Origin of the sequence: Sphingomonas sp. PAMC26645, assembly GCF_004795835.1 — a bacterium.
Taxonomy (GTDB): Bacteria; Pseudomonadota; Alphaproteobacteria; order Sphingomonadales; family Sphingomonadaceae; genus Sphingomonas.
In genome coordinates this window covers 2,346,004-2,357,209 of the sequence record NZ_CP039249.1, presented here as the reverse complement: position 1 = coordinate 2,357,209, position 11,206 = coordinate 2,346,004, and the positions used below count along the sequence as shown (strand labels likewise).

9 protein-coding genes are annotated in these 11,206 nt (G+C 64.2%); 5 read left to right on the top strand and 4 right to left on the bottom strand.

All coding sequences use genetic code 11. The features are described 5' to 3' along the window. Nucleotides 1-308 precede the first annotated feature (308 nt). The 5 genes from E5673_RS11060 to E5673_RS11040 all read left to right on the top strand — a co-directional run bounded on the left by E5673_RS11060 (nt 309) and on the right by E5673_RS11040 (nt 7,783). Nucleotides 309-2,576: a glycoside hydrolase family 3 C-terminal domain-containing protein gene (locus E5673_RS11060; RefSeq protein ID WP_136190042.1), complete on the top strand. Its 2,268-nt coding sequence runs from the start codon at nt 309-311 to the stop codon at nt 2,574-2,576. 216 nt (nt 2,577-2,792) lie between these two features. Next, nucleotides 2,793-4,121, top strand: a complete 1,329-nt coding sequence (locus tag E5673_RS11055) for a citrate:proton symporter (protein WP_210731863.1) — start codon at nt 2,793-2,795, stop codon at nt 4,119-4,121. Beyond that, entirely contained in the window at nt 4,118-5,461 is a 1,344-nt protein-coding gene (locus tag E5673_RS11050; RefSeq protein ID WP_136190040.1) for an acyclic terpene utilization AtuA family protein, read from the top strand. The genes E5673_RS11055 and E5673_RS11050 overlap by 4 nt, the downstream gene beginning before the upstream one ends. A gap of 1 nt (nt 5,462) precedes the next feature. Further along, a complete protein-coding gene (locus E5673_RS11045) occupies nt 5,463-5,771 on the top strand; it encodes a hypothetical protein (protein ID WP_136190039.1) in 309 nt (102 codons plus the stop codon). Nucleotides 5,772-5,782: 11 nt separating this feature from the next. After that, complete coding sequence (locus E5673_RS11040; RefSeq protein ID WP_136190038.1) at nt 5,783-7,783, top strand: alpha/beta hydrolase domain-containing protein; 2,001 nt, start codon at nt 5,783-5,785, stop codon at nt 7,781-7,783. A 147-nt stretch (nt 7,784-7,930) separates the two neighbouring features. Here E5673_RS11040 and E5673_RS20035 read toward each other — a convergent pair whose 3' ends face one another. The 4 genes from E5673_RS20035 to E5673_RS11025 all read right to left on the bottom strand — a co-directional run bounded on the left by E5673_RS20035 (nt 7,931) and on the right by E5673_RS11025 (nt 11,148). After that, on the bottom strand, nt 7,931-8,116 hold the full coding sequence (locus E5673_RS20035) for a hypothetical protein (protein ID WP_247599335.1): 186 nt from the start codon (nt 8,114-8,116) through the stop codon (nt 7,931-7,933). Next, nucleotides 8,107-8,490 carry an alpha/beta fold hydrolase gene (locus E5673_RS11035; protein ID WP_247599334.1) on the bottom strand — a complete coding sequence of 128 codons (384 nt, stop codon included), beginning with the start codon at nt 8,488-8,490 and terminating at the stop codon, nt 8,107-8,109. The genes E5673_RS20035 and E5673_RS11035 overlap by 10 nt, the downstream gene beginning before the upstream one ends. Nucleotides 8,491-8,592: 102 nt before the next feature. Further along, nucleotides 8,593-9,285, bottom strand: a complete 693-nt coding sequence (locus tag E5673_RS11030) for a DUF4336 domain-containing protein (protein WP_136190037.1) — start codon at nt 9,283-9,285, stop codon at nt 8,593-8,595. Between the two features lie 213 nt (nt 9,286-9,498). Beyond that, the gene (locus E5673_RS11025) at nt 9,499-11,148 is read right to left on the bottom strand and encodes a CHAD domain-containing protein (protein ID WP_247599333.1); all 1,650 of its coding nucleotides are present in this window, start codon (nt 11,146-11,148) and stop codon (nt 9,499-9,501) included. Between the last annotated feature and the right edge of the window lie 58 nt (nt 11,149-11,206).

The window sequence follows — 11,206 nt, the reverse complement described above, 5'->3', positions numbered from 1 at the left end:
CGTTCGTTCGCGCTGCGGGACGTCGAGTCATGCCGGCAGACCAGCATGGGTGATGTGTCGCGTCGGATCGACAGTCGATGCCTCTGCATGCGGCGCGCCAAGCCAATAGAAAAATATAATTTTCCGATCGACCTATTCATCCCCGACATAGATACTTGCTTGGCATCTATGACGAAGATGGATCGAGCGATCACTTTTTTCTGTTGGACGTCGCGGGTTTGATCCTTCTTGTTGAGGGGGACAGGTGTCCGATTCAGGATCGCCGCGCGGCTGTACCATGATCAGCCGAACACAGGGGGAGGCCAACCATGAGCGAACCACGTACCGGCAGGACGCTACGCACCGGCGCCGTTATCGCCGCACTTATGCTGTCGAGCACCCCGGTGGTCGGCCAGGCACCGGCCGCGGCACCATCCGCCTCGACCAGCGCGCATCCGTGGATGAACGCGTCGATTACCCCGGCGCGCCGCGTCGCGCTGTTGTTGCCGCAGATGACTCGCGCGGAAAAGCAGCTGATGGTCATGGGATATTTCGCGACCGATTTCCCACCCAAAAAGTTCAAGGCGCCAGCGGAAGCGCGCAACGGATCGGCCGGCTATGTGCCCGGCGTGCCGCGGCTGGGGATTCCGCCACAATGGCAGGCGGATGCCGGGATCGGCGTGGCAAGCCAGGGCGGTGCGCCCCGCAAGCGCGAACGGACCGCCCTCCCCTCCAACCTCGCGATCGCAGCGACATGGGACATCGCACTCGCTCGGCGGGGCGGCGCTATGATCGGCGCGGAAGCGCGTGCCTCGGGGTTCAACGTGCTGCTCGCCGGCGGCGTCAACCTGACCCGCGAACCGCGCAACGGCCGCAACTTCGAATATGGCGGCGAGGACCCGTTGCTGGCCGGAACGATGGTGGCCGCGCAGATCAACGGCATCCAGTCGAACCACGTGATCTCGACGATCAAGCATTACGCGATCAACGATCAGGAAACCGATCGCAACGCAGGCAATGCCGTGATCGACCGGGCGGCTGCACGCATGTCGGACCTGCTCGCCTTTCAGTTCGCGATCGAGGAGGCCAATCCCGGGTCGGTGATGTGCGCCTATAATCGCGTCAACGGCCCGTTTTCGTGCGAGAATCCCTGGCTGCTCGGCGAGGTGCTGCGCCGCGACTGGAACTGGCAGGGCTATGTGATGTCGGATTGGGGCGGGACGCACTCGACCGGTCCGGCCATCGCCGCCGGGCTGGATCAGCAATCCGGCTATCCGTTCGACAAGGAACCGTATTTCGGCGCCAATCTGGACGCGGCGCTCGCCGCCGGCACAGTCAAGGACGCGCAGGTCGATCGCATGGTCGGGCATATCCTGCACGCGATGTTCGACAAGGGGCTGTTCGACCACCCGATCACCGCGGCGCCGCTCGACCTGCCCGACGCGATGCTCGCCGATCACGCCGCGGTGACGGGACAGGCCGCGGCGCAGAGCCTGGTGCTGCTCAAGAACCAGAATGCCATTCTGCCGCTGTCGTCGACGATCAAGTCGATCGTCGTGATCGGTGGTCATGCCGACAAGGGCGTCTTGGCCGGCGGCGGATCGTCGCTCGTCTATCCCAAGGGCGGCAATGCGGTGCCCGGTATCGCGCCGACCTACTGGCCCGGGCCGGTCATGTATTATCCGTCGTCGCCGCTCGAGGCGATCCGGCGTCAGGCGCCCAATGCGCGGATCATTTTCGTCGATGGCGGCGACCCGCGTGCCGCAGTGGAGCAGGCACGTGGTGCCGAGGTGGCGATCGTGTTCGCGATGCAATGGGCCGGTGAGGCTTTCGACGTGTCGCTCGCCCTGCCCGATGGTCAGGACGCCCTGATCCAGAGCGTCGCAGCCGCCAACCCGCACACGGTCGTGGTGCTCGAGTCGGGTGGCGCGGTGCTGACGCCGTGGCGCGACGACGTCGCCGGCATCGTCGCCGCATGGTTTCCCGGAACGGCGGGGGGCACGGCGATCTCCGACGTGTTGTTCGGCCGTACCAATCCTTCGGGTCACTTGCCGATCAGCTTCCCTGCGGAGTTGGCGCAACTGCCTCGTCCCGCCGTGCCGACACCGGGCGACGTCCGCTATACCGAGGGCGCGGCGGTCGGCTATAAATGGCTCGACCGGCAGGCGTTACGCCCGGCCTTCGCCTTCGGTCACGGCCTGTCCTATACCAGCTTCGAGTACGGGAATTTGCGCGTGGCCAAGGACGGCGCGGGCTTGCGAGCCAGCTTCACCGTTCGCAACACGGGCAAGGTCGCGGGCAAGGCCGTTCCGCAGATCTATGTCGCTGGCGAGGGCTGGGAAGCTCCCAAGCGGCTGGGCGGATTCGCCGCGGTCATGCTGGCGCCGTCGGCTACGACCAACGTCACCGTGACGATAGACCCCCGCCTCCTTGCCAACTTCGATGAGACCACCCGCAGTTGGCGGATTGCCAAAGGTACCTATCGCGTGATGCTGGGTGGAGCGTCCGATGCGCTTGGGCAGCCCGTTACCGTTTCGCTCGACGCACGGTCTCTACCCGCCGCGTGGCATCCGCTTGGAAGTGCTGCGTCGCGCTGACCCGCGGCGTCTACTGATGACATCGCCGGATACCGGAGAGGGGCGTATCGTATGCGTACTCGCGGATGGCGAGGAGCCGTTTCCGTCACGCTCCGGTTTGCAACACCGCTCACCCCTCCCGCAAGAGACGATAGCTTTAGCTGATAGATCTATAAGATAATGGTAATTGATGAATAGGTCTTTGCGGGGCAATATCTATCCGTAGACACCGAACAGATACGGGAGGGGATCATACTGGCTTTTGTCGCCGCAGCGACCATCCTGTCGCTGCTCGCCGTCATCCTGTCCAACCGGGTATCGCCGCTGGCTGCGTTGATCCTGATCCCGATCGCGGGCGCGATCGCAGCCGGCGTAGCGCCCGGCATCCCCGGCTACATCGTCGATGGCCTTGCCAAGATCGCCCCGGTCGCCGGCATGTTCGTCTTCGCGATCCTGTTCTTCGGGATCATGACCGATGCCGGACTGCTGGCGCCGCTGGTCAATGCCGTCCTGCGCATGGTCGGCGAACGCCCTTCGCGTATCACGGTCGGTACGGCGTTGCTGGCGCTCCTGATCCATCTCGATGGCTCAGGCGCCGTGTGCTTCCTGATCACCATCCCGGCGTTGCGTCCCTTGTACGACCGGCTCGGCATGGATCGTCGCGTACTGGCCTGCACCGCATCGATGGCCGCCGGCGTCAACTTCCTGCCCTGGACCGGTCCGACGTTGCGCGCCGGGGCAGCGCTGAAGCTGCCTGTCGCGACCATCTTCACGCCGATGATCGGGGTTCAGGTCGTCGGCCTCGTCTTCGTCTTCGTCGTCTCCTGGTGGCTGGGCGTGCGCGAGGAACGGCGGCTTGGCCTCGGCGACCATGCCGCGAATGCCGAGATTCCGGCACCTCTCGGTGTCACGCCGAGTCACAGTGACGCCGAGCTGGCACTCCGACGGCCGCGGCTTTTCATCGTCAACGTCGCGATCACGCTGGTGGTCGTGGCGACGATGATCACCGGGCTGATCGAACCCGTGGTCGTGTTCATGGCGGGCACGGCACTGGCGCTGATCATCAACTATCCTTCGGCAGCGCAACAGCGCGAGCGGATCGATGCGCACGCTCGCGCCGCACTGATGATGGCCGGCATCCTGTTCGCAGCGGGCGCCTTTACCGGCATCATGACGGGATCGGGCATGATCAAGGCCTTGGCCCAGGCATCCGTCTCGCACGTCCCCGATGCGATCGGGCCGCGTATCCCGGTTCTGCTTGGCATGATCGCCATGCCGCTCAGCTTGCTTTTCGACCCCGACAGCTTCTATTTCGGAGTGCTGCCAGTGATTGCCGAGGTCGCCGGGCATTTCGGCGTACCCGCGGTCCAGGTCGCGCAGGCCGCTTTACTAGGCCAGATGACGACGGGTTTTCCCGTCAGCCCGTTGACCCCGGCCACGTTCCTCGTCGCCGGGCTGAGCGGCGTAGAACTCGGCGCGCATCAGCGTTTCGCGATCCCCTGGCTGTTTGCCGCATCGATCGTGATGACGCTGACTGCCGTTGCTTTTGGAATATTCTCGTTATGACCGGTCGAACCATCCGCATCGGCACGGGCGCCGGGTTTTCCGGTGATCGGATCGAGCCGGCGCTCGAACTGGTCGAACACGGTGCCCTCGACTATCTGGCGTTCGAATGCCTGGCGGAGCGCACGATTGCGCTCGCCCAAGCCGCGCGTCGGACAAATCCCGATGCCGGGTTCGATCCGTTGCTCGAGGACCGCATGCGCGCCGTCCTACCCGCTGCGCATGCCCGCGGCGTTCGGATCGTGACCAATATGGGCGCCGCCAATCCGATCGGTGCCGCACGCCTGGTCACGCGGATCGCCCGCGAGCTGGGCCTGACCGGACTGCGGACGGCAGCAGTCACGGGCGACGACGTCCTGGATGTCATTCGCGCAGGCGATTTCCCGTTGATCGACCGGCCCGGCCGCAGTGGCGATCTGGGCGACGCGATCGTCTCCGCAAACGCGTATCTGGGCGCAAGCGGCATCGTCGAAGCGCTGGCGGGCGGCGCCGATGTCGTCATCACCGGACGGGTCGGCGATCCAGCGCTGTTCCTCGGACCGCTCATCCACGAATTCGGGTGGGCGATGGACGATTGGGAAAGGCTTGGCCGCGGTACCGTCGTGGGTCATCTGCTCGAATGCGCGGGCCAGGTGACCGGCGGCTATTTCGCCGATCCGGGCGTCAAGGACGTGCCCGATCTCGCGCGGCTCGGCTTTCCTTTGGCGGATGTGTCGGAGGACGGCAGCGCGGTCCTGGGCAAGGTCGACGGATCCGGCGGCTGCCTGACCTGTGCCACCTGCAAGGAGCAGTTATTGTACGAGATCCTCGATCCGGCCGGGTATCTACAGGCGGACGTCGTCGCCGACTTCACCGGCGTGTCCTTCGAGCTGACGGCACCCGATCGCGTACACGTGCGTGGCGGCACCGGTCGACCGAGGCCGGATACGGTCAAGGTTTCGATCGGATACGAAGACGGCTTCGTCGGCGAAGGTCAGATCTCCTACGCCGGCCCGGGTGCCGTAGCGCGAGGACAACTGGCGTTGGACGTCGTACGCGAGCGCCTGCAGATGACCGGCGTGCCGATATCGGATCTCCGCTGCGAACTGATCGGACTGAACGCCATCGACCGGACGGGACAGTCGGACGGGCCGGAGCCCCGCGAGGTGCGCGTTCGGGTGGCCGGACGGACGCCGACCCGCACCGCCGCCGAACGGATCGGCGCCGAAGTCGAGGCGCTATATACGAACGGTCCGTTCGGTGGCGGAGGCGCCGTGTCCAGCGTCCGCGAGGTGCTCGCGGTCGCGTCGACCTTGTTGGACCGGACGCAGATCGTCCCTTCGGTCCAGTACGAGGTCGCCTGACATGATCCTGCGCGACCTCGCCCATGTTCGCACCGGCGACAAAGGCGACATTTCCCAGATTGCAGTCATCGCCTATCGCAGCGAAGACTTCGCGCTGCTGGCCAGCGCCGTGACCGAAGAGCGCGTCGTCGCGCATCTGGCCGACCTTTCGGTGCGCCGGATCACGCGGTTCGAATTGCCCGGCCTCGGCGCGCTCAACTTCGTGCTCGAGGGTGCGCTGCGTGGGGGCGTCACACGGTCGCTGGCACTCGACGCGCACGGCAAGACGCTCGGCGCACAGCTGCTCGATCTCGCAATCGATCCTCAATGAAAGAGACGCGAATGCGCCGGTCCTTTGTGCTTCTCGCAACGCCTGCGCTTGCGGCGCTAGCGGTCCCTGCCCCTGCGCGCCTGGTGCGGATACAGGTCGACAGCATCACGCCGGCTCCAGTCGGCACCGCGCCTGCCTCGACGCTGCCGATACCGTATGAGATCGTGCGGGGTCGGTTCTTCGGCGCGCTCGATCCTGCGGATGCGCACAATCACGTCATTACCGATATCGACGGCGCGCCCCGCGATGCGAAGGGACGCGTCCGGTATTCGGCGACGTTCGCGATCGCCAGACCCGTCGATCGATCGCGTGCCGCCGGGGTATTGTTCTACGACGTACCCAATCGCGGCGGTTCGCAGATCGGTGCAGATGCAGACGGATACGTCCGGGTCACCAGTGGTTGGCAAGGCGACCTTCCGCCCGGGCCGGATGTCCAGACCGCCAGTGTCCCGGTCGCTCATGGCAAGAACGGAAAGCCGCTGACAGGTCCCGTCCTCGCCCGCTTCACTGATATGCCTGCCGGTGCGCGGTCAATTGCGATCACCGGCAGCATCGGCAAACCGACTGCGCGGCCAGTGCCCGTGACACTCGATACGACGAAGGCACGGCTGTTCCGCCAAACCGCCGATCTGGCACCGCCCGTGGACGTGAAGCCCGGGGACTGGGCCTTTGCCGATTGTGCGACGACGCCCTTCCCAGGCAAGCCCGATCCGGCGAAACTCTGCGTGCGAGACGGGTTCGACGCTGCCTACGCCTATACGCTGATCTACGAGGGCAAGGATCCACTCGTCCAGGGGATCGGTTTTGCCGCGACCCGTGACCTTGTCGCCTATCTGCGCAGCGGCAAGCCGGACGATACGGGCAATGCCAACCCGGCCGGACGCATTCGCTGGACGGTGGCCAGCGGTACGTCGCAATCCGGCAATTTCCTGAAGAGCTTCGTCAATCTGGGCTTCAACGCGGACGAGAATGGGCGCCGCGTGTTCGACGGGGTCAATCCCAACATCGCCGCGCGCCAGGTGCCGTTGAACCTGCGCTTCGCCGTGCCTGGCGGTGCCGCGACGCTGTACGAGCCTGGGAGCGAAGGCACGCTGTGGTGGAGCCGCTACGATGATGTCGCCCGCGGCCGGGGCGTCAGCAGCCTGCTCGACCGCTGCACCGCGAGCAGGACCTGCCCCAAGGTGATCGAGACGTTCGGCTCGGCCGAGTTCTGGGGATTGCGCATGTCGCCAGGGCTGATCGGCACCGCCGCCTCGACCGATCTCCCGCTGCCGGCCAACGTTCGACGCTATTACTTCCCGGCGACCACGCATGGCGGATCCTGGACCGGGGGCTTTCCGCTCGGTGGCGATCCCAAGTTACCAATCTGCGCATTGCCGGGCAATCCAAACCCTTCGATGGACAGCCTGCGTGCGGCCCAGACGATGCTTGTCGCCTGGGTGCGCGACGGCACCACCCCGCCCCCCAGCCGTTACCCGACATTGGCCGGGGGCGATCTCGTCGAGGCGAACGCCGCGGCGATCGGATTTCCTTCCTGGCCCGGAGCACCCAGTCCGGATGGCAAGCTGAACGCCTTTATCGACTACGACATGGGAGAAGGATTTCGGTATCGCGACGTGAGCGGCCAAATCACGCGCCAGCCACCGGCGATCCGCGGGACGATACCGTCGCGCGTCCCCCGGGTCGATGCGGACGGTAACGAGACCGCCGGTGTGCCCTCCGTCCAGCTACAGGTGCCGATCGGGACCTATCTAGGCTGGAACGTTCAGTCCGCTGGATTCGGCAAAGGCGGCAGATGCGGGTTCTTCGGGGATTCATCCCGTTCGCCAAGACGCGGGCCGAGCGGGTGGCGCTCGGGGACCCTCGCTTGTCCCTTGCAGAGCGTTACGGCGATCACGCCGGTTTCGTCGCGAAAGTCCGCGCGGCCGCGGCGCTACAGCGCGCCGCCGGTTGGCTCCGCGAAGAGGACGCAGACAGGATCATCAGCCAGGCTCAATCCAGCCAAGTCCTAGCTGATTGAAGGCCAATCACCGTCACACTTGTCGTCATGCTTTCCACAGGGGAGGCTCGACGCAACTTAACTCGGACGCCAATCCATTCTTGTAGTAAAACGAAGTTTGCCGCTCGGCTTTCCCGCGTGGGGCTATCGAGATGAAAGATCAGCGCACGATCTGTCCGGCGAGATCATAACCACGGTCGAGCTCTTCCAAAACCAGCGCACGGTGAGCGCCCTCGTCGAAAGCGTAGCCTGTGCCGGCGATGCGTCTGGCAAAGGCTGAACTTCGCGACAGGAAACCGGGTCGATCGGAGGAAGGATGGGGCATCGGTTGCATCATCATCGCCATCGCATCCGGCGCAGCCTTCGGGAGTGCTGGATTGCCCGTGCTCGACATGATCGAAGTGCGCGCGATAAGACGCGATCTTTGTGTTCGCTGGCCATGATCTGAGCGATCATGCCGCCCATAGACCGTCCGACGATGTGCGCTCGCCCGATCCCCAGCGCGTCCATTAGTCCGACCGCGTCCGCCGCCATGTCGTAGAGCGTGTACGGCGCCTCGGGGCGTTGCCCCGCCTGAAGCGCTGCAGCCAGCGCGCCGAAATCCACGGCCGGGTGCGAGTCGAGATGCGTTGAATCCCCGGCGTCCCGATTGTGGAAGCGCACCACCCGGTAGCCGAGAGCTACGAGTTCGGCGCAGAACGGGGTGGTCCAGCGGATCATCTGGGTGCCAAGTCCTGCAATCAGGACGATTACTTCGCCGTATTTGCTATGACAGGCGTCAGGGCCAAGCGTGTTTGCAGGGACCGGGACCGTGAACGCGCGTTATTTTCGGAGCAACCATTCAAAAGCATGGGTAATCGCGTCGCGACCGTCATGCGTAATCGGTGCACAATGAGCTGTCAGTACTCCCAAAGTCGGCCATGCTATAATGCGTTGCACCGAAGTTCGCGCGATCTCCCGATTGCGAAACGACATTCGGAATTTCCGGGGAACGGTTGGCGCGGTCGCGGTAAGCAAATCGAGCTTTGCAACGATGGATCGCCATCCTCTGAACCAACCGGGCTCAAAGTGCTGGATCAGGTCAGTGAAGATCGCCGTTCGGCTTTGGCGGTGGAAGAAGACGACTTCCGTCGTGATACTGTTTCCCTCCACCATGATCTGATCGACCTCACCCGACCATTCCTTGGCAGGTGCGTCCTTCAGGTCATGATCCCACTTCAAGTCCGGCCGTTTGGCGCGCAACGCCGGCACGGCATATGACTTTGCTGCCGGGTATGCGCTTTGCCACTCGCCAACGAACATATGATGCAACGTGTTGGGAGCGACGATGTGACGGACCGGCCCAAGGCCATCAATCGCGATTTTGAGTTCACTGGATAGTGCTATGGGCGACCAAACGAATAAAGAGGCATCGGACAGCCGTATAACGATCGTCCGCGTCGGAAAGACGAAGCCAGCGACGGAAACACTTGGCCCGTCCGCCGTCCATATTTCTTTGCCAAATTGTCGCAGCATTTCCGCCCCCCTCGTCCAATGAACTCTAGGACAACCCCGAAGCAGTGGGTAGTGGAAGGCAACGTCATCTTCGCGGATGCACGACAATCTAGCCTCTACGCCGGCAGCTATGTCGAACGGCCTGACCGGTGCTGCCTATCATTGGACTTACCAAGGGCGATCAACCGATCCGGCCCACGCTCGATCGGTCGACCGGGCGCTTATCCTCCCGCCCTAACCCCAGAAAGTCTTGCGATCGAGGAGATCGGCGTACGCTCCAGCCGCGGCATCGATGATATTCGATTTTTTTCGATGCGCCATTAGTCTTTTGGCATCGGGATCGTCCCGCAAGCCCAGCCGGCCCAGAACCGATGGCGCCGTCGCCATATCGTTCAGCGCGCCGAGCTGATCCTGCAGCTTCTCCAGTGATTTAACGAACTTCCCGTAGCGACGTGCACGCTTCTGGCTCGGGAATAGGGAACCGAGAAACTCCGCGCCATAGCGTAGCCGTTTGGCGCCCTTGCGGACTTCATGCCGCTCCTCGTCCGTCTGGGAGGCAAGGGACTTACCACGCTTGCGGACGCGCCGCCTCAGCGCGTGAAGAGTCTCCGCCGCGAACTGTCTTGCTGGCGCGTCCCGAGCATCGCGCATTGACGGCGCGGTGCGCCATGCCCCGCACACCAGCCACTCCGTCAGATCGAGCATCAGCGCCCGAACCCGGTCCGAGCCCAACGCGGTGCCGACCGTAGCATAGGCAGCATTGCGAGCCCGCTCGAGTTCCTGAAACAATGCGACGCCGGGCTTCGCCCTCGCCAGCAACACGTCTAAGTCGCGCGCTTCGCCCAGCAACGAGCTCAGCCAGCGCAATTCGCTCTGGAAATGCGGCACTTCGTCGCCGGCGAGCAACGACTGGAAGATCGACAATGCGGACCGCAGCCGACGCAACGACACGCGAGCCTGATGCAGGGCCTCGGCGTCGGCTTGGTCGAGCAGAACAGTTTCGTTCAGGCGGTACTGACGTATGCACGAGCCTACGACTGCCTCGAAAGCGTCCGCTGCGGATGCAGTCCGGCTCAACGCGACCTTCTCCGCCTTGAACGCCTTGGATGCGGGACGAAGCAGGTCGTAGCCGCGCTCGGACTTGGTCACGACGCCCAGGCGGACCGGAAACTCCGCCGCTATCGTCTTGGCCAGCGCAAACAAGGCGGCGGGCTCTCCCCGCTTCAACTCCAGCTCGATCTCGCAGACCGGCGACTGGCGGTCACCCGCGGCGACGTACCCACGATCCAACACCAGTTCGATCGACGCCTCGCCGCAGTCGACCATCCACGTCAGGCGCTCGACCGCGACCGTGAAGATCGAAGTGACGGTGCCTGCCTCGTCGCCGAGCAGCGTGGGAATGGGCGTCCGGTCGTCAACGACCGGATTCATATCGGCCACCTCGATTTCCCATTCGGAGCGCGCGAAGAGCCCCGCCGCCTTTGCGTCCGCGACCTTGATCGTCTGTGTCAGCGTGTCGCCGGACTGGCGGATGCGCAACGAGACGCCACCTTGCGAAAGCGCTAGATCGGGTGTGTCGAAATAGACAGCGTGCATTTGCCGCGTACTCGCCGGGACATCGAACAGGTCGCCCCCTGCAAAGGCATCGGCCGCGGCGGCGTCCAATACCAACTTCAGTTCAACTTCCTGTGCCACCGGATACCTTCCCGCAAAATCGCGACGCCTTGTACCCAGGGCAACCTGTGATAGGTTCGCTGGTTCCCCGATAGTCGCACGCTCGGTCTTTGCGCACTCGACGCTATCGGGGGGCAAATCTATTCGCAGCCATTCTGGAAACGCATCTGTCGCAGTAGACGGCCTCAGTCGGACCGCCGGTGTGCTCACGCCCTTCCAGACATGCGGAGGCGGTCGCGCGGTGATATTCGCGGCGGTATCGCTTGTT